General features: G+C 39.4%; 16 protein-coding genes. 6 read left to right on the forward strand and 10 right to left on the reverse strand.

The features are described from left to right. Nucleotides 1–50: 50 nt before the first annotated feature. Together mfd and I6J02_RS08435 are read right to left on the reverse strand one after the other, a co-directional pair. A complete protein-coding gene (mfd, locus tag I6J02_RS08430) occupies nt 51–3,389 on the reverse strand; it encodes a transcription-repair coupling factor (RefSeq protein ID WP_201681283.1) in 3,339 nt (1,112 codons plus the stop codon). 166 nt (nt 3,390–3,555) lie between these two features. Then, entirely contained in the window at nt 3,556–4,137 is a 582-nt protein-coding gene (locus I6J02_RS08435) for a hypothetical protein (protein WP_201681284.1), read from the reverse strand. A 195-nt stretch (nt 4,138–4,332) separates the two neighbouring features. On the opposite strand from I6J02_RS08435, the gene I6J02_RS08440 reads away from it, so the two are divergent. Beyond that, nucleotides 4,333–6,093, forward strand: coding sequence for a tetratricopeptide repeat protein (locus I6J02_RS08440; protein WP_201681285.1), 1,761 nt, complete (start codon nt 4,333–4,335; stop codon nt 6,091–6,093). Nucleotides 6,094–6,188: 95 nt separating this feature from the next. Further along, nucleotides 6,189–7,220, forward strand: coding sequence for an endonuclease/exonuclease/phosphatase family protein (locus I6J02_RS08445; protein ID WP_201681286.1), 1,032 nt, complete (start codon nt 6,189–6,191; stop codon nt 7,218–7,220). Nucleotides 7,221–7,260: 40 nt separating this feature from the next. Here the strand turns inward: I6J02_RS08445 and galE are convergent, their stop codons facing one another. Both galE and I6J02_RS08455 read right to left on the reverse strand, forming a co-directional pair. Further along, nucleotides 7,261–8,289, reverse strand: a complete 1,029-nt coding sequence (gene galE / locus I6J02_RS08450; RefSeq protein ID WP_201681287.1) for a UDP-glucose 4-epimerase GalE — start codon at nt 8,287–8,289, stop codon at nt 7,261–7,263. After that, the gene (locus I6J02_RS08455; RefSeq protein ID WP_201681288.1) at nt 8,289–9,281 is read right to left on the reverse strand and encodes a UDP-glucuronic acid decarboxylase family protein; all 993 of its coding nucleotides are present in this window, start codon (nt 9,279–9,281) and stop codon (nt 8,289–8,291) included. Before I6J02_RS08455 ends, galE begins: the two co-directional genes overlap by 1 nt. A gap of 63 nt (nt 9,282–9,344) precedes the next feature. Here I6J02_RS08455 and I6J02_RS08460 point away from each other — a divergent pair, with 63 nt between their 5' ends. Next, nucleotides 9,345–10,586, forward strand: a complete 1,242-nt coding sequence (locus I6J02_RS08460) for a 3-deoxy-D-manno-octulosonic acid transferase (protein ID WP_201681289.1) — start codon at nt 9,345–9,347, stop codon at nt 10,584–10,586. A 69-nt stretch (nt 10,587–10,655) separates the two neighbouring features. Here the strand turns inward: I6J02_RS08460 and I6J02_RS08465 are convergent, their stop codons facing one another. From I6J02_RS08465 to I6J02_RS08490, 6 genes are all read right to left on the reverse strand, one after another. After that, complete coding sequence (locus I6J02_RS08465; protein ID WP_201681290.1) at nt 10,656–12,104, reverse strand: glyceraldehyde-3-phosphate dehydrogenase; 1,449 nt, start codon at nt 12,102–12,104, stop codon at nt 10,656–10,658. A 261-nt stretch (nt 12,105–12,365) separates the two neighbouring features. Further along, entirely contained in the window at nt 12,366–14,780 is a 2,415-nt protein-coding gene (locus I6J02_RS08470) for an ABC transporter permease (protein ID WP_201681291.1), read from the reverse strand. 24 nt (nt 14,781–14,804) lie between these two features. After that, nucleotides 14,805–17,162 (reverse strand): ABC transporter permease, encoded by a 2,358-nt coding sequence (locus I6J02_RS08475; RefSeq protein WP_201681292.1) that lies wholly within the window; start codon nt 17,160–17,162, stop codon nt 14,805–14,807. A 31-nt stretch (nt 17,163–17,193) separates the two neighbouring features. Continuing rightward, a complete protein-coding gene (locus I6J02_RS08480) occupies nt 17,194–19,593 on the reverse strand; it encodes an ABC transporter permease (protein ID WP_201681293.1) in 2,400 nt (799 codons plus the stop codon). A 5-nt stretch (nt 19,594–19,598) separates the two neighbouring features. Then, the gene (locus I6J02_RS08485) at nt 19,599–20,273 is read right to left on the reverse strand and encodes an ABC transporter ATP-binding protein (RefSeq protein ID WP_201681294.1); all 675 of its coding nucleotides are present in this window, start codon (nt 20,271–20,273) and stop codon (nt 19,599–19,601) included. A gap of 23 nt (nt 20,274–20,296) precedes the next feature. Continuing rightward, nucleotides 20,297–21,550, reverse strand: coding sequence for an efflux RND transporter periplasmic adaptor subunit (locus I6J02_RS08490; protein WP_201681295.1), 1,254 nt, complete (start codon nt 21,548–21,550; stop codon nt 20,297–20,299). A gap of 295 nt (nt 21,551–21,845) precedes the next feature. Between I6J02_RS08490 and I6J02_RS08495 the strand changes: the two genes are divergently transcribed. From I6J02_RS08495 to I6J02_RS08505, 3 genes are all read left to right on the forward strand, one after another. Further along, the gene (locus I6J02_RS08495) at nt 21,846–22,169 is read left to right on the forward strand and encodes a MerR family transcriptional regulator (RefSeq protein WP_201681296.1); all 324 of its coding nucleotides are present in this window, start codon (nt 21,846–21,848) and stop codon (nt 22,167–22,169) included. Between the two features lie 5 nt (nt 22,170–22,174). Then, nucleotides 22,175–22,678, forward strand: a complete 504-nt coding sequence (locus tag I6J02_RS08500; protein ID WP_201681297.1) for a GNAT family N-acetyltransferase — start codon at nt 22,175–22,177, stop codon at nt 22,676–22,678. Nucleotides 22,679–22,854: 176 nt separating this feature from the next. Further along, on the forward strand, nt 22,855–24,171 hold the full coding sequence (locus I6J02_RS08505; RefSeq protein WP_201681298.1) for a TolC family protein: 1,317 nt from the start codon (nt 22,855–22,857) through the stop codon (nt 24,169–24,171). Nucleotides 24,172–24,180: the final 9 nt, after the last annotated feature.

The following is a 24,180-nucleotide window of genomic DNA, read 5'->3' on the forward strand; positions in this document are numbered from 1 at the left end:
CAGCAAACGCTTAACACTTTATTACTATTATGAATGTTTCCTTTCCGATCTTATTTACTCATGTCCCGTAAAATATCGAGAGCTGTGCTAACGCTGTAAATGTTTTCAAAAGCAATACGGAGTTGTCCTTTGACCTCTTTGATATTACAGATTGTTGGGTTAGTTTGTACAAAAGCCAGTACTTTTCCAAACTGATCGGATTCAAAATAAGAAGATTTCGGATTGTTAAGGAAAAAGCCTTTAAGTGTGTTTTTCTTGTAAGAAATTTTTTCGAGACCGATCTGCTTGCCATACCATTGCAGACGCAATGTATTAAACAATTCAAATACCTCTCGCGGAATAGGACCGAAACGATCCTCCATAGAACGGGCAAATGCTGTTAGCTGCTCTTCGTTCTCCAGTTTGGAAAGTTCAGTGTACAGATTATAGCGTTCCGAAATATTAGTTACATATTCGTCCGGAATAAGGACTTCCAGATCGGTGTCGATCTGTGTAAAGGACACATATTTACGTTCTTTTTCGTCTGCAAAAAGATCTGTAAACTCATCGTCTTTCAGTTCCTGTATAGCCTCATCCAGAATCTTATGGTACATTTCAAAGCCAATTTCTGCTATAAAACCAGATTGCTCTGCACCAAGCAGATTTCCTGATCCCCTTATATCCAGATCACGCATAGCAACATTAAATCCTGATCCCAGTTCTGAAAATTCTTCAATGGCGGATAATCTCTTGTATGCTTCAGAAGTAAGTGTAGACAAAGGAGGGCTTAATAAATAGCAAAATGCTTTTTTATTGGATCGCCCTACACGGCCGCGCATCTGATGCAGGTCGCTGAGACCAAACATGTGTGCATGATTGATCATAATGGTATTGGCATTAGGGATGTCAAGCCCGGCTTCAATAATAGTGGTAGCTACCAGTACATCAAATTCATGGCTGATGAATTTCAGCATTACATCTTCCAGATCATCGCCTTCCAGTTGGCCATGAGCTACACCCACACGGGCTCCGGGAACTAACTTTTGGATCAAAGCACCCAGTTGTTTCAGATCTGCAACACGATTGTGGATAAAGAATACCTGACCCCCGCGATCCAGTTCATGACTGACAGCTTCCTGAATCAGCGTTTCGTTAAATACGTGAAGCTCTGTTTGTACCGGCTGCCTGTTAGGAGGGGGTGTGGATATAATACTAAGATCCCGTGCTCCCATCAGCGAAAAATGAAGTGTGCGCGGTATAGGAGTCGCAGTAAGTGTCAGCGAATCCACATTTGCGCGCATAACTTTGAGTTTCTCCTTGACAGAAACACCAAATTTCTGTTCTTCGTCAATGATCATCAGACCCAGATCCTTAAATTTTACATCTTTACTGACCAGTCGGTGGGTTCCGATAAGGATGTCTATTTTTCCCTCCGTCAGTTTTGCTAAGGTTTCTTTGATCTGCTTAGTTGTTTTGAAACGGTTGACATAATCAATATTGCAGGGAAGACCTTTCAGTCTCTCTGTAAAAGTCCGGTAATGTTGCAGTGCTAATATGGTTGTAGGGACAAGTACAGCCACCTGCTTGCTGTCTGCCACAGCTTTGAAAGCTGCACGGATAGCTACTTCTGTCTTACCAAAACCCACATCTCCACAGATGAGGCGATCCATAGGATGCGGAGATTCCATATCCCGTTTCACATCGGCTGTAGCTTTCTCCTGATCCGGTGTATCTTCATAGATAAAGGATGCCTCCAGTTCATTTTGCAGATAGGTGTCAGGGCTAAATGCATTTCCGGTCTGTGCTTTACGTTTTGCATAGAGCTTGATCAGATCCCGGGCTATATCTTTTACCTTGCGTTTGGTTGTTTTCTTTAATTTCTCCCAGGTATCCGTTCCTAGTTTGTTCATCTTAGGAACTGTACCCTCTTTTCCGGAATATTTTGATATCCGGTTCAGGGAGTTGATATTAACATAGAGCAGGTCATTGTCCGCATATACAAGACGAATCATCTCCTGCGATTTGCCGTTGACATCTACTTTTTCCAGACCGGCATATTTTCCTACCCCATGATCTATATGTGTGATATAATCTCCAGGTTTCAGATCCCGCAGTTCCTTCAGGGTAATGGCTTGTGTACGCTCATATCCTTTTTTGCGCTTGTACTTGTAATACCGGTCAAAAATCTGGTGGTCTGTATAGCAGGCCAGTTTCAATTCATCATCCCTGAATCCTTCCCGCAATGCTTTATGTACCGGAATAAAGGTGACTGTTTTATCCAGATCTTCGACGATCGTGAATATACGTTCAATCTGTTTGGTCGAATCTGAAAAAATAAGATTCTGAATATGTTGTTTTTCGTTCTCTTTGAAATTATGAAGAAGCAGGTTGAAATCTTTATTAAAAGAGGGCTGCGGATGGGTGTCAAAAGTGATGGTCTGATCTGCTTTGTAGAAATACTGTTTTCCGAATTCTACTATTGGAAAATCATGGAGCATAGCCCCCAGATTTCGTTCATCACTAAGGCTATATTCCGGATTGATCCATTCCGGATTTTGTGTTTTTTCCTTTTCTGTCAGTGCTTTCCAAAATTGGTTGGCTTTCTTAAACCCTTCTTTGACGATATCTGTTAAAAATTGAATATCTTTCACCCATACAACTGTATCCTTATCAATATATTCCAGTAATGAAATATGTTGAGCGCTCAGAAATTTAGCTTGTACATTAGGCACAATTGTCACGGTGTGTATCTTGCTGACCGATAGTTGATCCTCTATGTCAAACGTTCGTATGCTTTCTATATCATCTCCAAAGAACTCAATCCGGTAGGGCTTGTCATTAGAGAATGAAAAGATGTCCACAATACCTCCCCGAATGGCAAACTGCCCCGGCTCGTAGACAAAGTCAACGCGTTCAAAATCGTATTCAGATAAGAATTCATTTATAAATTCTATGGAAAGCTTACTGTTTTGTGTTATCTCAAGTGTATTTTTCTGAAGGTCTTGTCTGTTAATGACTTTTTCTGCAAGGGCTTCCGGATAGGTAACCACCATTTTGGGTAGTTCAGAGGCATGATTCAGTGCACTAAGTGTTTCGGCACGTTGCAGTACGTGAGCGGCGTCCAGTTGTGTGAAATCAAAAGCTTTGCGAAAAGAAGAGGGAAAGAAAAGAACCTGTTTGTCTAACAAACTTTCCAGATCGCTCAAAAAATATGAAGCTTCTTCATGCGTAGGCAGAATAAAGAGGTAAGGACGCTCCTGTAAATAATAAGACGCCACGGCTACCACCGCATCTGATGATCCGGTAAGACCTTTGAGTTGAATTTTAGGATTTTTAGCCTGAATAGCTTTCGTCAGCGCTTGTGTTTGTGCGCTCTGACCATATTTTTCTAATATTTCTTGAATTCCCACGCGCGAAGTATTTTGACATCGCGAAGTTACTTAAAATGTAGGGTTTGACTAAATTTTAACCTGAAAATTAGTTACAATGCTTCTTTATTTTACGTAAAGCCAATCTTTTCTTTTTAAGTTGACTGACTAAAAATGCAACAAAATAAATCGATTATCATCACCTGTTTCAGAGCTCAGTTTGCAGATTAAGATCACGCATATAGCTTTGAAGAGCATTTTGGTTAGCAGTATCAAGGATACGTTGTAAATCTTCTCTGAAATCAAACTGCAGATCCTCATGTAGTTTGTCATATCTGGTCAGTACATGTTTAAGACGACCACTGATATATTTATGCAGCTTGTGTGCAGCAGATTGATAAGAAGACTGAAAGAGCTCCGGGTACCCTGTCACTGCACGTCTGAGGATATATATTCTGAATTCTACTTCACTGACTTTGTCTTTAGTTACCTTTTCGTGTTCATTTACCATCCCGCTGGCTTGTTTGACTAACCTGTTAAGACCGGTAAAATTACTGAAGCTAGGAGAGCCGCCTACCTGTGAGGTGCCGGTATCAAAGAGTTGCTGAAGTTGTGCACGCAAACGGATAATCCGTTCCTCCAGATCATTTTCATCTTCCAGGAGTTGATAATGAAGTTGTTTGATCAGCATTTTGTCCTTACTGATGAGCCGGACCAATAGTTTATCTTTTTCCTTTTGCGGAAGAGTGAGTACGGCTTTTTTAAGTTCGGGATCTTGATGTAGTGACATAATAATAAAGGTAAATATAAATGAAATAAAGTGTTGTACTTTTTATCAATAATGTAGGTGCTGTCAAGACTTCGTTTTTCGAATTTAGTATAAATGAAAAGTAATATGATGATAATCACTAATATTTATAAAAAAGGATAATATATTTGTATCTTCCTTAAGGTTATAATATTAACCTGCTAATAATAATATGTCGTGAAGTTACTGTATTTGCTTTTTCCTTTTTTGATGGCTGGTTTTTATGCGGAAAGTCAGGAATTAAAATTACAAAGTTTTACTACCCGCAAACAACAACTTGAATCTATACTGGCTACAGAACAGACGCTTCCTGCAGATACGTCGCAGCTTAAGACCTATCTCCTTCCCATCATCCGGCAAGCAGATCTGGACAGGGATTCCAGTTTGAGGGCTGCCTATTATGGACTGATGGCTGATGGTTATGCATTGTTTTACGATGATATTAATCCTAAAAGTACACAATTATACCTGCAATCTATACGTACAGCTTCTGTTAATAAAAAGCCGGATATGGAACTCTGGGCCATACTCAATTATGCTCATTATCTGTACAATTACAGAGATATGTCTTCGGCTCTTCCTTTATTTATGCAGGCAATTGAACAAATCAATTCCTTAAATCCGGAAAACATTCTATTTCCCTGTGAATCTTTTAAACGTATTGGTTATTTCTTGGGTACAATCGGCGATTATGATGAGTCGATTGTCTATCTGAAAAGAGGGGAAAAATATGCAGCCTCTCTATTCTGTGACCGTGCTGCTATTCAGGATAATATCGGCCAGTACCTGTTAAAAAAACAGGATACGGTAAGTGCCGAAATGTATTTTAAGAAAGCATTGTATACAGCATCCCGGGTGAATGATGAAGTACGGATGGGTAAGGCAATGGGCAATATGGCACTTATCTATCAGGGAAGAGGACAGATAGATCAGGCTATTCGTTTTGTGCAACAGGATCTTGTCTACTCTACAAAACATCAAAGTGATCAGAATACGATGTATGCATTGATATTGTTAGGTAAGTTATATCTTGCAGCTCATCAGATCTCAGACGCTGAAAAAGTGATCAGTGAAGCCGAAAAGTACGCTGTCGCCAAACCTTATTTTAAGAGATCCGAATATGAAATTGTACGTCTGCGGCTTGATATTGCATTGATGCAAAAAGATGTACAGCAGGAGCTAATGGCACGCCGTAGATTGGAGGTTTTGGATGATTCCTTGGCTACTTCGGATGGAGATATGATCCTCAAACAGACCAAATGGCTGGCTCAGAAAGAAAGATATGCGCACAATATCGAACTGGCACGTCAGCGTTATGAGAAAGAGAAATTTAAGAAGGGAACTTATTTAGTTCTCGTCATTATCTTATTAGTCATTATCGGATTGATCTTCAATATCTTTAAGCGAAAAAATAAAGCACGGCAAGATAATTATGACAAGCGTATCCTTCAGCTTCAGGTTGAAAAAGTGCTCTCAGATCAACGACTATTAAAAGCAAATGAGACTATGGCTTCTTACCGAAGTTATATGGCTGAAAAAAATGAACAGATTGATCTACTAAGCAAAGAGATTAAACAGATCAGTAAATCTTCTTCCCCTTCTCTGAAACAGCAGAAGAGCCAGTTGCAGTCCTTGCTGGATTCCCATCTGATGACTGAAGAAAACTGGACTAATTTTAAAACTGCTTTTCAAAGAGAATATCCCTTTTTTCTTCAGCAATTACGTAAAAATTATCCGGAGCTTACAGAGTCTAATCAACGTATTATACTATTATTGAAGCTGGGGCTTTCCCATAAGGAGATGTCAAATATGCTGGGTGTTACTGTAGATGCTGTCAAAAAATCCAGACAACGCCTGCGCAAGAAGCTGGGGGAAAAATCAGACGATCTTTTTAATATTGTATTTGATCGGGATAATTCAGATTCAGAAGTCAGTTAGCGTAATATTTTTGTAGATAAACTTTTGTTTACAAGTTCTTTGGAGAAAATTATGTTATAAATGAGTAGCTTTAGATCCAAACCTGATTAATTGATATGAGAAAAATATTTCTTCTTTTACAGTTCTTTTTTACAGTTACTGTATGGGGACAAGAGTCCAAAAATTTGCGTGTTCTTCAGTTTAATATATGGCAGGAAGGAACAGTTGTGCCGGGAGGTTTTGAAGCTATAGCCAATGAAATCGCGCGTCTAAAGCCTGACCTGATTGCATTTAGTGAAGTACGTAATTACCATCAGACAAAATTTAACGAACGTATAGTGGAGGCACTCGCACAAAAAGGTCTAACCTATTATTCTTTTTTTAGCGATGACAGCGGCCTGTTGAGCCGTTATCCGTTGACTTCTTACGGGCGTGTGGGCGATGATAGTAAATTTAAAGGAACTATACACAAAGCCGTTGTTTCACCCTCAGAGGGAAAGATAGTCGCATTCTATACAGCGCATCTGGAATATACAAAGGGCGCAAATTATCTGCCACGAGGTTATCATGCGGATACTTGGGCAAAACTTGCGGCACCTATTATAGATGCAGACTCTGTGTTAGCCAACAATAATTCCTCCAGTCGTGATGAAGCTATTCAGATTTTCATGGAAGATGCTGCGAAAGAAATCGGCGAGGGGCATGAGGTAATCCTTGGGGGCGATTTCAACGAACCATCTTATCTGGACTGGACAGCGCGTACTAAAGATAAATATGATCATAAGGGATTGATTATTCCCTGGACGATTACCAAGATGCTGGCTGAAGGAGGGTTTCAGGATGCGTATCGTAAGGTCTATCCAAATGAAGTTACTCACCCCGGCTTTACCTTTCCTTCCTACAATAAAGATGTCGAGATCAGTAAGCTGGTATGGGGAGCGACAGCCGATGAGCGGGACAGGATTGATTTTATTTTTTATAAATCAGGTCAAAGGTTAAAGGCTGTCAAAGCTGCTATTGTCGGCCCTAAAGAATCTATCCTCAGAGGAGAAAAAGCAACCGAAGTTTCAAAAGACAAATTTATACTTCCACTGGCGGTATGGCCGACGGATCATAAAGCATTGTTAATAGACTTTCAATGGAAATAATAACAAAAGAGGCTGAAAAATTTTTCAGCCTCTTTTGTTATTATCCGATTGGGTTGTCTTTAAGATATTTTTCCCAGTTCCATGAACTGGACATCATTTCTTCGATGCCTAATTCTGCTTTCCATCCCAGTTGCTGTGCAGATTTTGTAACGTCTCCCCATACTTTGATGATATCACCCTCACGACGCGGTCCGATTACATAATTAAGCTTCTCTCCGGATACATTTTCAAAAGCTTTGATCGCTTCTAAGACCGTATATCCGTTTCCGGTACCTACATTGAATACATCATATTTACCATTTGGATTTCCTTTTTCAAGAAGTTTAATTGCCGCAACGTGTGCTTTTGCCAGATCTACTACATGAATATAATCACGGACACATGATCCGTCAGGAGTGTCATAATCACCTCCAAACACAGTTAATTTTTCTCTTTTTCCAATGGCTGTCTGTGTGATAAACGGAAGCAGGTTTTGAGGTACTCCTATCGGCAATTCGCCGATCAAAGCAGATGCATGTGCACCTACCGGATTGAAATAGCGTAGAGCGATAATGTTGTAATTTTCATATGCTTTGGCTGTTTCTTCCAGGATCTCTTCTGCGATCTGTTTTGTATTTCCGTAAGGAGAGGTTGCTTTCTTGACAGGTGCGCTTTCTGTGACAGGCAGGATGTCCGGTTCACCATATACGGTGCAGCTGGAAGAAAATACAAAGTTGACAGGACTATTGCGGTACGTCTCCAAAAGGTTGATCAGCGAGAAGAAATTGTTGTGGTAATATTTCAACGGGTCAGCAACCGATTCACCCACCGCTTTGGAAGCTGCAAAGTGTATGATTCCATTGATATCCGGATTCTTTTTGACAAATTCGGATACAGCATCTGCATCACATAAATCAAACTCGTGAAATTCGGGTCTCATGCCAGTGATCTTCTCAATCTGATCCAGAATAAGGATATTGGAGTTAGAAAGGTTGTCAATAATTACAGGTGTGTATCCTGCGTTGAATAATTCTACTACAGTATGCGAACCAATATATCCGGTTCCTCCTGTTACAAGTATTTTGCTCATTATCTATTATTATAGTATGTAAAATCTTTATGTTCTAAATGCGTTAGCGGTAACGTACGGTAATACGTTATGGTTTGTTCCAGTCCTTGTTTTCTGGATACGACGGGTTCCCAGTTTAATATCTTTTTTGCTTTACTGATATCCGGTCTTCTCTGTTTGGGATCTTCAGCAGGCAATGGCTGGTAAACAATCTTACTTTTGCTATTTGTAATCAGCAGAATCTCTTCTGCAAGTTGCTGTAAAGTGATTTCTTCAGGATTACCGATATTAATCGGATCTGCACAATCGGAGTGGAGTGTTTTGAAGATTCCTTCTACCTGATCGCTTACATAGCAGAATGACCTTGTCTGCTGTCCGTCTCCGAATACCGTCAGATCTTCTCCTCTCAGTGCCTGCGCAATAAAGGCGGGTACAGCCCGTCCGTCATTGAGCCGCATACGAGGTCCGAAGGTATTAAAAATGCGTACAATACGGGTTTGCAATTCATGAAAATTATGATAGGCCATAGTCATCGCTTCCTGAAATCTCTTGGCCTCGTCATACACTCCTCTGGGGCCCACGGGATTGACATTTCCCCAGTAATCTTCAGATTGCGGACTCACTGTCGGATCTCCATAGATCTCTGAAGTGGAAGCAACCAGTATACGGGCATTTTTAGCTCTGGCAAGTCCGAGTAAATTATGCGTGCCTAAAGATCCCACTTTTAAGGTCTGAATCGGTATACGAAGGTAATCCACAGGGCTGGCAGGAGAGGCGAAATGCAGGATATAATCAAGGTGTCCGGGAACGTGGACAAATTTGGAAACATCATGGTGATAAAATTCAAAATGATCCAGTTTATACAGATGTTCAATATTCCGTATATCTCCTGTGATCAGATTGTCCATGCCGATAACATGGTAGTCTTCCAGAATAAAACGATCACAAAGATGAGAACCCAGGAAACCTGCTGCTCCAGTTATCAGAATCCGTTTGCGATGCTTATTTTTCACTTCTATCCGCTAATTCAGAAAGGGTTTAATATCTTTGACCAAGATAAGCAATAATTTGCGAACATGCGTCTGATCTATTCTTTGGGAATCTTACTTTATGGTACTATTTTACGTCTGATATCACCTTTTCATACGAAAGCGAGACTATGGACTGCAGGCCGGAAGGACTGGTATCTGCGAATGAGTCAAACGGTTGAAACAGGCCAAAAACACATTTGGTTTCACTTCGCATCGCTTGGTGAATTTGAGCAGGGAAGAGCCGTTTTGGAAGAAATAAAAAAAAAATATTCTGACAAAAAAATTATCATAACTTTTTATTCTCCATCGGGGTATGAGATTCGTAAAAATACAAATCTTGCTGATTACGTGTTTTATTTACCTGAAGACACTGCGGGGAATGCAAAACTGTTTACAGATCTTATACAACCTGAATTTGTGGTATTTACCAAATACGAATACTGGCACTATTACTTTCAGGAGCTGGCACAGCGGGAGATTCCGTTGCTGATGATTTCTGCAATTTTCAGACCTGAACAGATTTTTTTTCAGCCTTATGGCGGATTCTTCAGGAAAATTCTGGAATGTGTTACTTATTTCTTTGTTCAGAATGAAGAAAGCCTTCACCTGTTAAAGGAGAATGGTTTTCGCAATGTCGGAATAACCGGTGACACCCGCTTCGATAGAGTAATACAGCTACCGTTACAGAAAAAGGATATACCCGAAGTGACTCAATTTGTTGCCGGGCACCAGGTGTTGATTGCAGGAAGTACCTGGCCGGATGATGAGGTATTGTTGCATGATCTGTCCGGCAAATATGGCGAATGGAAGATAATAGTAGCTCCTCATGAGATTCATGATAAACATATACAATCTATTCTGGATTTATTCCCAGAAGCACTTAGATTTTCCGGTTTCACGACACATTCAGCTGAGGTTATCCGGAGTGCGCAAGTATTGATTATTGACAATATCGGAATGTTATCTTCGCTATATGGCTATGGAAATGTAGCTTATATCGGAGGAGGTTTCGGAGCAGGTATACATAATACATTAGAAGCTGCGACTTATGGGATACCTGTAATCTTTGGACCCAAATACCATAAGTTTCAGGAAGCAAAGGATCTGATTGAATGCGGCGCTGGCTTTTCGATTTCCAATGCAGCAGGGCTACAGACTGTCTTTGCACAGCTTCAGCAATCAGAAAAACGTACATTTTCGGGAGAGGAAGCACGGAAGTATGTGCGTCAGCATGCAGGTGCGACAGCTGTGATTATGAAATACCTGATCTGTAAAAAGCTACTGTGATCAATCCGTAGTAAGTATCTATCTCATTATAAATACTCACTACCGGACTAATCTCAAAATGAACGGCTGTTAATAATAAACAAATCTTCTTACACCCGCAATATGTCTGGACAGGCGCATGACCTGATGAGCGTATCCGTATTCGTTATCATACCACACATAAAGTACGATACTATGACCATCTGCAGATACGATAGTTGCGGGAGCATCTACAATAGAGCAAGATGAAGTACCTACGATATCGGATGAAACCAGTTCCTCATTAACGGCATATTTGATCTGTTCTACCAGATTCCCTTTTAGTGCAGCAGCTTTGATCAATTTGTTTAGTGTTTCTACATCAGTTGCGTGTTTGGTTTCCAGATGTAAAATAGCAAGGGATCCATTCGGTACAGGCACGCGGATGGCATTGGAAGTAAGCTTACCTGCTAATGAAGGAATGGCCTTGGATACCGCACTTCCCGCACCTGTCTCGGTGATCACCATGTTAAGTGCTGCGGCACGTCCTCTTCTGAATTTTTTGTGCATATTGTCCACCAGATTCTGGTCATTGGTATAGGCGTGGATTGTTTCAATATGACCTTTGACTATCCCTAATGTATTTTCGATGACGTATAATACAGGTGCTATCGCATTTGTTGTACAGGATGCCGCAGAGTAGATTGCTGTCTTGCTGACATCGATTTCATCCTGATTGATACCGTAAACAATATTGGGTACAGCTTTGCCTGGAGCGGTAAGCAATACATTTGCTGCACCTTTTGATCTGAGGTGACGGCTGAGTTCGTCTGCATTACGAAAGGCTCCTGTGTTATCTATAACAAGTGCGTTTGAGATTTGGTACGCTGTGTAATCTATTTCTTCAGGCGCCTGTGCTGATAAGATATAGACTGTCAGTCCGTTAATAATAAGAGCCTTGTTTGTACTGTCTATTTCTACCGTTCCTTCAAAATCCCCGTGTATGGAGTCATGTTGCAGCAAGGCAGCTCTTTTACGGAGTGTGGTTTCGTTGACCTGATCTCGTGTTACAATTGCGCGCAGACGTAGTTGCCTGCCGGAACCGGCCTTTGCAATGAGTTCGCGTGCCAGAAGTCTTCCTATCCTTCCGAATCCGTATAGGACAACATCTCTTGGCGTAAGCTCTTTTGTCTCATGGGCTTTACAGAGTTTACGAATCAGAAAATCGGGAAGATCAGTCGGTGTGATGCCTTCATTCTTCATTTCCATGGCCAGTGTTCCTACATCTATACGCGATGGAGGAAGGCGGAGATCCTGCAGTGCATCAGCAACCGCCAGGCTGTCAAAGATACTGATGTTGTTTTCTGCAAAGACTGTCGCTTCATGGTGAAGGTTAAGAATGTGACTGTTTTGTCTGTCAATCAGTTGATTTCTGAAAAGTACAAGTTCAATCGCTTGTTCATACCAGAGCCGGCTGATAATATTAATGAAGGTTGTAGCAGCTTCCGTTTTTTTTGTATAGGAAGAAATTTCCTGTTCAAACAGAACTTTTGAGGACATGATTAAGGTTTGTTTTGTTTAAAAATATATGGTTATTTGTTGCCTACAAACCTAGTAAATAATAGTATTGAAAATGATTTAAATTACATATTTGATAAAAACAAACTGCTTTCAGGGTGTTTATTTTATTATTTGCTAATAATATCTTGTTTTGTTAGTTTTTTGATAATTTTCACCTTGTTTTCTACTATATTCCCGACAAAAAAAGACCCGTATCCAATGGAGTACGGGCCTTAACTAAACTAAACATATAACAGATCTTTACTCATCCCTGAGACTATTTGCAGGATTGCGTCTTATAGCTCTTATGGCCTGTATACTGGTTGTAATGTATGCAATAAGAATACCTGCAATACTTGCCAGTATAAATACCCATGGGCTTATCGAAATTCGAAATGAAAAATCTTCCAACCATTTTTTCATAAAGTAAAGCGCAATAGGAGTGGCAATTACGGATGCGATCAGTACCAGCCAGATAAAATCTTTTGTCAGTAAAATAAAAAGCTGTTTGTTCTTTGCACCAAGAATCTTACGTATACCGATTTCTTTTGTCCTCTGATAAGAAGTCAGTGTGATGAGGCCGAATAATCCCAGACAACTGATGAAAAGTGTAATTGTAGCGGAGATATTAATGAGTTTAGCTGTTCTTCTGTCTTCTTCATACATTTCTTCTATTTGCTGATCATAGAATTTGTATTGAAATGTCTGATCCGGATAGCTGTTCTTCCATTCTTTTTCCATGACTTTAATAGCAGATTCCCATTCTGCTTTATCGGTGCTGGAAAGCTTGATGCTGATGCTTAATAAATTATCCGGCTTCCCATAATAAAACGCAATAGGTCCCACTGTGCTTCTAAAATCAAACTGATTAAAATCATGAACTACTCCTATTATACGTATGTCCTGATCTGATCCATCTTTCAGCAATTGTCCTATTGCTTCCTGAGGCGAATCAAAACCATAACTCTGAACTGCTTTTTCATTAATAATAATGTGCCTTGAACTATCACTCCGGTCAATAAAATTTGAACCCGCAAGTATTTTGAGTTTATAAAGATCCAGATAAGACTCATCGATAAACTTTAAGTTGATCTGTGTCCTTACTTTAGTTGTATCTACCATGCGGTAGTAGGAATTGCCCCACATAGAAGTACTGAACGGGGTGTGACCCAATGCTACGGAAGCAAATTCAGGATGTTTCTTTAGCGCCTGTACATATGTCCGTGGATTAGTAATGTCCTTTTCGGAGAGTCTGTGAGGAATTTCCTGAATGATCACTGCTTCATGATCAAAACCTAAATTGGCATTAAGAGCATAATGTAATTGTTGTCCGATGATGATGGTACAAATAACAAATAACTGAGATATTGTAAACTGAAAAATAATCAGAACCTTTCTCAGCCAGATTTTTTTTCTGCCTTCACCTAATGAAGATTTAAGAATTTTGACGGTATTGACCCTCGTGCTCAGCCATGCCGGATATAAGCCGTTGATCAGGGTCAGCACGACTATAAAAACGATTATAAAGCCGGTAATTTCTCCAGCACTTAGAAAATCCGCTATATCTTTAGGAATAATGTCTTTAAAGCTGTGATTAAAAAAGAGAGAAAACGGTATCGCTATAACAATTGCACAGACTATTGTCACAAAAGTTTCGGTAAAGAAAATCTGCATAATTTTATAACTACTAGCTCCTAAAGATTTCTGAATACCTATTTGTTTTGCACGTTTGGGTAATTGGGCTGTTGTAAGATTAACATAATTGATGCAGGCCAGTATAATCAGAAAGACAGCAATAGTCAGCAAGACATACAGAACGGATTTATTTATGGAATGTGCGCCGTTATTGGCCGAAGGAGTGAAATGCTTATCCTTTAAAGGCAGCAGTTCAAACCAACCCTCATATTTATATTTATTTTTTAATTCTTTTGTTTCATCATCCAGCTTTTTGTTGATAGCCTGTAGTAATCTTTGTTTTTTATTTTCTGAATTTACTTTTACAAACAGTTGATGGTTAGAGTTTCTGGCAGTCCAATCTGTGTTTGTGAGTTCTTTTTCCGGAATCTGAAAAAATTCCTTCCCCTCAAAACTGGACGGATAATCCAGATCCTGAACCACACCTGATACGGTATACAACAGACTGTCATTATAGACGAGAACCTTTCCTAAAACCTGTTTCGGATCAGTATTTTTAAAATAGTAAGCTGCTCTGGAAGCGGTGAGTACCACCTCATTTGGAGCATTCAGTGCATTCTCTTTATTTCCAGCCAGCCATTTATAATCAACCAGATCAAAATAGGCCCCGTTAGTGGAGATAAGCAATGTAGGGGTTTTAAAATCCTCATTATTTTTCTCTGTATTTACATTGTAGAAATATCGCAGATATACAGGCACAGCCAGCTCAATTTCAGAACGCTGATCTGCAAGATAGGATGATAACGGAAGGGGAACTCCTCCGAAATTATTGCTGACTCCCTCAAACCGGGAGTGAGACATAATCTGGTAGATTTGATCGCGATCCTGATGGTTGCGATCAAATTTGAGTTCATAATCTATAATACGGGCTATGGAAAAACATCCGGCAATACCGATGGCCAAACCTAAGACATTGAGTATAGTAAACAGCTTCTGTCTCCAGAGTTGACGAAATGCTAATTTAATAGATAACCAGTTCATAATTGTAGTGTTAAATAGGATTAATTATTCGTCTCTGAGATGATTTACAAGTTTTTGATGTAACAGCTGTCTGGTTTGCAGGGAGACAACCGTTGCTGTGATGGTTAAAATCCCAATAGCTACAATAGCAAATACCATCCAGGATAAGGGAATTCTGTATGCAAATTTGTCAAGAAAGCGCTGCATGAGGTAGGTTGTAACAGGATAGGAGATTACTATAGAAATACCCGCTATCAGCAAAAATTCTTTAGAAAGAATCCCGGTAATAGTGCGGTTAGAGGCCCCCAGAATTTTACGTATTCCGATTTCTTTTTTCCTTCTTTCAATTTCAAAAGCAGTTAGTCCAATAAGTCCGAGGAATGAAATAATAAGAGATAAAAGAGTAAAGAATGACAAGATCTTGCTCAAGTTTTCCTCCGTCCGGAATTTAGAATCGTACTGCTCGGATACAAGTTCATATTGAAGCGGATATTCAGGAGAAAAGTTCTTAAATATTTTTTCTATCGATTTGATATTACTGTCGGTAGAATTGTTTTCATTCATCCTGACAGTGAGAATACCTAAATAAGAAGCAGGACCAAAAATAACAATCGGCTCTACCGGTTGATAAGGAGAATTAATAACAAAATCTTTCACCACTCCTACCACAGTCCACTTTTTGAAATTATCGTCAATGACGGCACCTAAGGGCTCTTTCAGGTTCATTGTTTTTACTGCAGATTCATTCAATACCGCAGAGGTGGAGTCAGCAGGATACTTGCTAATATCAATATCTCTCCCTTGTATCATAGTAGTACCTGTAGTTTTCGCGAAATCTTTATCCACTCCAAATCTATAAATAGATGTTTTGTCATTCTCAGGACGTTCCGGCCAGCTGATAGCAGTGGAGCTGCTCCATGTCCTTGACATCGGAGAGCCGGTCCTTGTAATAGAGGTCGCCGCGCCTGACTGAAGGATGGCATTGCTGATAAGTCCGGCTTTTTCCAGTTCCGATTCATTAAGATATATGGTCAGCAATGGATCTTTCTCAAAATTTAAAGGACGCTGTCCTGCAAATTCAACTTGTTTGATGATAAAAAGTGTGGAACAGATCAATACGACTGAGCAGGTAAACTGTATGGTAACGAGAACGCTTCTGGGTGTAAATCCGGAAGAAGAGGCAGAACCCTTTAAAGCACGTTGTGTCTGCAGTGACGAAAGGTAGAATGCAGGATAACTACCCGCCAGTATGCCAGTGACTATAATAAAAATAACTAATAGTATCCAGGGCAATGGGTCAGTATATGGAATAGCAAATTGCTCTTCAACAATTTTTTCATAATGAGGAAGAAGTATAATAGTCAATATAATGGCTATGATCGTTGAGAAGAAAACAATCAGGATAGATTCGATCAGAAATTGTCCTATAAGCATCCTGCGGGTCGCTCCCATAGTTTTTCGTATAGCGATTTCTTTTCTTCTTCTCTCGCTTCGTGCTGTACTCAGGTTCATAAAATTGATACAGGCAAGGACAAGTGTCGTTAAAGCTATAAACCCCATGATGTAGAGGTTGTCTATTCTTCCTCCGTCGTTCTTTCCGTTTTTGAATGAGTTATAGAGATAACTTTTCATAAATGGATAAAGGATCACCTCCAGTGAGGAAGCCTGATCATGCTCTTTGCTTATATTTCGGATTTTAGCATTGAATTTGTTTAGATCTGTTCCCTCTTTGAGAAGTACATACGTGCTTACATAGCTATTGGTCCATGGTCGTGTCGATTGATCATTATATCCCAGACTTGTTCTGAGGTTCCAGTCTGCCAGAACTTCAAAATAGACAGAGCTGTTTGAGGGAGGGTTCTTAACAACTGCTGTTACAGTAAGAGGGTATTTATTTTGCATTAAAACGGTGCGTCCTAAAGGATTTTCATCTCCAAATAATTTGGTCGCAGTCTTTTGGGTGATTGCTATCTGATCAGGTTTGTCAAACGGAGTTTTGCTTCCACTGATAATTTCAAAACTGAAAATATCGAAAAAGGAAGAATCGACAAAAGTGACCGGTTGATTCAGGAGGCTTTCTTCTATTTTAAAAGTAACGCTGTAACCGTTATCAATACGGCTGCTGGATTGAACTTCAGGATAGTCTGATTGCAAGGCCGGACCAAGAGGTTCGGAAGTGGCTGAGCCTCTCTTTATTTCTCCATTGACATCTCTCATATGCTGAGCGATATAGATCCTGTCTTTATGGGTGTGGAATTGATTATAGCTTATCTGATGATGTATCCAAAGGCCTATTAATAAAAAACCTGCAATACCGATGGCAAGACCAAATACATTAATAAAGGTATAAGCCTTATATCTGGCGAGAAACCGAAGAGAAGTTTTAATATAATTTAGAAACATAATTTTTATAAATGATGTATGACTTAGTGTACTACTCGTCTCTCAGACTATTGATCGGATTGGAATTTGCTATTCTGATAGCCTGAAAACTGACCGTGAGTGCTGTTACGAGAATTCCGATTACAGCGGCAAATAGAAATACTTCCCATTTGATCTCTGTTCTGTACGCAAATCCCTGCAACCATTTTTGCATAATCCACCATGAAAACGGAGTGACTATTATAAGAGAGAGCAGTACAAGTTTTAAAAATTCGGAGGATACTAATTTTACAATTGAAAGCATAGACGCACCAAGTATTTTACGGATTCCGATCTCTTTGACTCTTCTCTGTATAACTAATGATGACAGCGCAAATAAACCAAGACCAGAAACTAAAATAGTAGCAACAGAAAACAAGGTCAGGATTTTTAGTGTACGTGCTTCAGTACGATAAAGATCGTTGTATTCTTCTTCGAGATAGTGATATTCAAAGGGTTTGTCTTTACTGAACTTTTTCCAGGTATCTTCCAGAAATCCCAGGGCTTCCTGTGTATGTGCTGTATCCTTCAATTTGACCATTAATTTGCCAAACCAACTGTATTCAACAAATAGTACAATCGGGCCTATTTTCTGATGAAGAGAAGCGAAATTAAAGTCATTTGAAACGGCTTTTATTTTGCCTTTTCTTCCATTAAGATTTACTGGTTTGCCTATGGTCTCTTCAGCTTTCAGACCTAACTGATCTAACGCTGTTTTATTAATAATAAAGGCATATTCCGGTTCGGTATCTGTCGTGCCGGAACGAGTAACATCACCATCGTTAAAACTTTCTCCCGACATCAGCTTTATATCAAACACCGATAAGAAATCTTTTTCAACAGGAATACCGGTGATATTAATACTCTTTTTTGAAGAGTTGACATCGGCTTCAAGGGTGTAACCACCATTAATGTTTACCGGAGAATCATAAGATGCCGTTACGCCTTGTATATTCGAATTGTTAGTAATCGTATTCTTGAAGGATATCAAATTAGTTACCGATAGATCAGATGCATCCAGTACAATTACTTTTGAGCGAGCTATTCCCGTGTCTTTGGATTGCAGATAACGCATCTGTCCGTTGACAATAAGTGTCGAAATAATAAACAGTAAGGATAAACTGAACTGAAATATAATCAGAATCTTACTTAATAAAGCTCCTTTTTTACTGTTCGATATCTTTCCTTTCAGACTGTCTGTGGGTTTGACTGAAGACAATATCCATGCTGGTGCTCCTCCCGAAATAAAGGAAATAACGAGAAACAGAAGAATAATAATCAGCATAAACCAACCACCTTTCCAGGACTCCAGACTGAGCTGTATACCCGTATAATTGTTAAAAACCGGAATGAGCAGAATAGTCCCGATAGTACCTACTAGTAATGCAATAAACGAAGTGAAAAAGGATTCCGTCACGAATTGTGTAAAAATGTGTTTTCTGGATGCACCGATTACTTTTCGCACTCCGATCTCATGAGCCCGCTCACTGGATTTGGTCATAATAAGATTTCCAAAATTGATACAGGCAATCAGGAGTAAAGAAAAAGCAACTACAGACAAGAGATAAATATAGATCTGTTTAGGACCTCCCATCACCGTGGAATGCAGCCTTACATCGAGCATTTTTTGTAAAGGGAACTTCGCCTGATAACCTGCTGCAATTTCTTCTGCAAACTGTTCTTTCAGATAGTTGTCAATCTTGGACTGTACTGCCGCAATATCATCCGGAGACTTGAGCAGCAAGTAGGAAATATCATTTGCAGCTCCCCATGACACATTCTTAAATCTCGGTAAGGAATGGTACGGGCCAATAATATTAAACTGTATCTGTGAATAGGAAGGAATATCTTTGATAATACCGGTTACTTTCCATGGTGTATTATTCATCGTCAGACTTTCCCCCAGAGCTTCTTGTTCTCCGAAATAGCGTTTTGCAGTAGATTCAGTAATAACAATAGAATTTGGCTCCCTGAGAGCTACAGCAGGATTTCCTTTTATGAAATCAAAGCTGAAGACATCAAAGAAAGATTCATCCGCAAAGGTCAGCCCATCTTCATTGAATACTTTGCCGTTGTACTGAACAGGTATTTTATGTTCTTCACTTCCCCGTTGAAAGAGCCGTACACCTTTTTCAATCTCCGGAAATTGCTCTGCAAATGCCGGGACAGCAGCATTGGGCGTCCATGCGGTCTCTGTAAAATTCTGTTCAGAGGGTGCTTTATAGCTAAAGGACATGTATACTATGCGATCAGCGTTTTTATGAAAAGTATCAAAGCGCAGCTCGTTGATGATATACGTTCCCAGCAAAAAGAAGCAGCATATTCCCAGAGCAAGACTGATGATACTAACGAATGAAGTCGTTTTATTTTTGAGCAGATTTCGCCAGGCGAGTTTGAAATAAGTGTACAACATGATCTTTAGAATTGCGTTTCCATTATTACTTCTCCGTCCAGCATACGGATCACACGATGTGCAAATTTGGCATCATGTTCACTGTGCGTCACCATTATAATGGTAGTACCACTTTCATTCAGTTCGGTCAATAGCTGCATAACTTCATTACCATTGTTTGAGTCGAGATTTCCTGTCGGCTCATCGGCCAGAATAAGTTTGGGATTGTTGATCACAGCTCTTGCCACAGCCACACGTTGTTGCTGACCTCCTGATAGTTGCTGCGGAAAATGATTTCTGCGGTGTGCTATCTGTACTTTTTCCAATACTTCCTCCACCCGTTTTTTTCTTTCAGCGGCAGGGACATTGGTGTATATCAATGGCAGTTCAACATTTTCATATACTGTCAGCTCGTCAATCAGATTAAAACTTTGAAATACAAAACCAATAGCATGTTTGCGCAGGTTAGATCGCTTGCTCTCGTTGAATTTTGCAACTTCCGTTTCGTTGAAAAGATAGCTGCCTTCCTCAAAATCATCTATCAGTCCCAGTACATTTAACAGGGTCGATTTGCCGCAACCGGATGGACCCATTACAGCTACAAATTCACCTTCGGATACCTGAATGCTGACATTATTAAGGGCTAATGTCTCGATCTCATCTGTGCGGTAAAACTTCTTTAATTGATGTATTTTAATCATTATTTAGATATTAGAGTGTTAAATTACTTTTGAATTTTTAATTCCTGAACCTTATCGTAGTTTTCATAACTCGAGGTAATGACTTTATCTCCGGGTTTTAATCCTTTGAGAACTTCATAGTATTCCGGATTTTGCCTTCCCAGTTGTATATCTGTACGGTAGGCCGTGTTCCCGTCTTCGGACAGCTTAAAGATCCAGTTACCTCCCGTTTGTTGATAAAATCCGCCACGGGACAATAACAGGGCTTTCGTCTCATCACTCAGGGCAAGTTTGATCTGTAATGTTTGCCCTCTGCGTATTCCCTGTGGAATTTCTCCGACAAACTCCATGTCTACCTGAAAGCGCCCGTTGTTGACCTGAGAGTATACCTTTCTGACTCTTAACGTATAGGCTTTGTTGCTGATATTTATACTTCCCTGCAGATCATTATATATTCTGGAAATGTAATGTTCATCAACATCAGCCCTTACTTTAAATCCGGTAAGCACATCTATCTGTCCCAATCGTTCTCCTGAATTCTTGCTTTGCCCGATTTCAGAATCAAAGGAAGTCAGTTGTCCGTCTACAGGTGCTCTCACGACCAGATCATCTACTTTCTTTCGCATCAGCTCCAGGGCGCGCTGTGTACGTTCATACATCTGTCTGTCTTGTTTTACCTTTTGATTGGTCGATAGTGAATCCTGCTGTAATATTTTACGTGTTAATTCCATTCTTTCCTTCTGATAAAGATAATCATTGACTGTTTTCTGATATTCCTGAGATCCGATCGCTTTTTCCTCAAACAATTTTTTGTTCAGCTGATATATTCTCTGCGCTTCTTTAAGTCCGTTTTCCACATCGGCCAGTTGATTTCTGTTGTTGATTGATACTTGCTGTGCATTGGTCTGAGCTATCTGAGATTGTGTGAGCAGGTTAAGAACAGATGTTTCCTGATTGACAAGACTGAGTTCCTGATCTGTATTTGACAGTCGCATAATAGGATCCCCTTTTTTCAGAAATGCTCCATCCTCCACATATTTTTCTTCAACACGTCCGCCCACAGATGCATCAAGAAATATACTGTTAATAGGTAATACTGTACCGTTCAAAGGAATAAACTCCTGAAACGTATCCTCTTTTATCACCTGTATACTCAGCCGTTCGGCTTTTACATTCAGATTGCTTTTGCCGCGGATAAGATATACACTGAACCCGATTAAAAAAATTAGTAAGAAAATACCTGCAAGCATAAGTAGTTTTTTGCTTGTCCATGTTTTCTTTTGTATCACTTTATCCATATAGTATATTATCAATTATAATAAGATCATCTTATACTGGGAGATCCCGTATATTCTTTAGTAAACCACATGCCAATATTTTAACTTGCTATATTTCAGTGATTTGAGTGTATTTTAAGTTTCTTCAGGTGTTCGATATCGATCAGTTTCTGTCCGCCAGCGCACATGTTTGATTTTTTCTGCTGTTTTCAGGAGATAAGATGCTATTCTTCAGGTAAAATCAAACGATTTATTTTGTGTAAATAAACTTCTTAAATTGTTATATTTATAACAATAATTGAAAATAATCTACAAAATGGGTAAATCTGTTAAAAACAAAAATGCAGTTTATGACGTTGAATTTTTAGATAAGCTGATCGTGGGTATTGGAGAAGTATCTCAGATTACCGGAATTCCAACCAGACAAATCCGGTATTGGGAAGATAAGAATCTCATCGTAAGTCTGACAGAAGAGGAAGGGAAAAACAGAAGGTATGACTATAAGAATATCAAAAAGATCATGTTGATCAAAGAATTAATGGATGAAGGATATACACTGGATGCTGCTGCTGAAAAAGTCAGGAAACGTATCGCACTCATCAGTGAAACTTTCGAAAAGCTAAAGAGTAAATCAAAATAAACGATATGATAAAATTTCCGAAAGCAGAGTTGATTTTTGAAAAATTTGAGGAGGATGATTTTCAATTGTACTATACATTAGTCCGTGATGAAAAAGTGATGGCTATGATTACAGAACGGGCTATTCCTCTTGCAGAGGCAAAGGCAGATTATGAAAAAATTTTAGTCATAAATGACTTACATTCTTCTTTTGGCTATTTCAAAGTTAAGACAGCTGCAACTAAGGAGTTTGTGGGTTTAGCCAAAATGGAAGTTATAACACAGGATAGCTCAGAGGCGGAACTCGGTTATATTTTACTTCCTTCTCATTGGGGAAAAGGTTTTGGAAATCAGCTGGCTACTGAAATGTTAAGCATAGCAAGACGAGAACCTCAAATCAGGAAGGTTACAGCTATTATTGATCCTCAGAATATTCCATCCAGAAAAATTCTGGTCAATAATGGATTTGTTTCAGAAGAGTTTAAAGATTTTGACGGACTTCCGGGAGAAATTTTAAGTCTGGTATTTTGATGAATTTTTAAAATTGCTGTACGACTGTCCGCTAGCGGACACTTTTTGTTCGATGACGAACACTGTAATATTTCGATTTGGTATTAAATTATTGATTATTAATGTTTTATTGTTTTGGCATATGCTGTGTATAAGAGAATTATATTAAATATTCTCATTACTTATACGGCATGTTTATGCATTACAGATATATTGTTTCGGTATTATTTTTATTGTTAGGATCAGATTTTGCTGCTTCTGGTCAGCTTCGGGATCTCAAATCCTGTATTTCTCAGGCTCTCCAGCATAATCTGGCTGTTCAGCAGAGTGAAATCAAAGAGCAACGTTCTTCTGTCAGCTATACCAGATCCTGGCAGGAGCGCCTTCCTACATTGAATGCCCGTCTGGGACACAGTATCAATGAGGGAAAAAGTATAGATCCGTCCACTAATCAGTTTATCAGCAAACGTTTTACTTCCGGTAATCAGGAAGTTTCAACTTCCATGGTTCTGTTTGATGGTTTGGGGATGTTGTATGATATACGACAACAGTCTAAAATATGGGCAGCTGATCAAAAGGATCGGGAAGGGGCTTTAATAGCATTAAAACTAGATGTCATATTAGCATATATACAGGTGCTGACGGCAAAAGATATTCTGCAACAGGCGGAAGTCAATATAGAAACAACCCGGGCACAATTGCAACGTTCAGAAACGCTGCACAGGCAGGGCGCTATAGCACCGGGAGATTATTTTGATATCAAGGGTCAGTATGCAGCGGAATCTTCATCTATTAACGGATTAAAGAAAACACTTTTTGACAGACGCCTCGCTCTTTCTCTACTTATGAATGTCATGGAGAAAGATTTGGGAGAGCTGGCCCCTTTGGAAGAGCAGGCAAATGATGTTGCTATATGGACTGCGGATGCAGAACAGTTGTATCTGGAGGCACAGGATAAGCTGCCCGACTTTCAGTCTCTACAGTTCAAAACAGAGGCTGCAGAATATGCTGTAAAATATGCCAAATCGGGTTATTTTCCACGACTTACATTTGGGGCGGGACTGAACAGTCAATATTCCGGAACTTCAAATGATTCTTATCTTCGTCAGATCGACAACAATCTGGGTAAATATGTTTCATTTGGTCTTAATATTCCGATATTCAACGGATTTAAAGTTCGTAATCAGGTGAAACTGGCCCGGTTGGATCAGCGGAGTCAGCAAGTGGAAAACGATCAGAAACGTCTGGAACTTCGTGAAAATACCAGCAAAGCAGTTTTTGATTACAAACAGTCTTTTGAAAATATTGCATTATTGAAAAGCCAGGTTACGGATTATAAAGAATCTTTCAGAATTGCACAGGTCAGGTTTGATGAGGGGGATATAAATTCAGTGACCTATATTATTGCAAAAAATAAATATGAACAATCTTTATCACAGCTTACCGTATTGCAATATCAGGCTATATTGCAACAATATACATTAGATTATTACCAGGGTAAACTTGGATTTTAAGATAATGTT

This window comes from Sphingobacterium spiritivorum (assembly GCF_016725325.1).
Classification (GTDB): domain Bacteria; phylum Bacteroidota; class Bacteroidia; order Sphingobacteriales; family Sphingobacteriaceae; genus Sphingobacterium.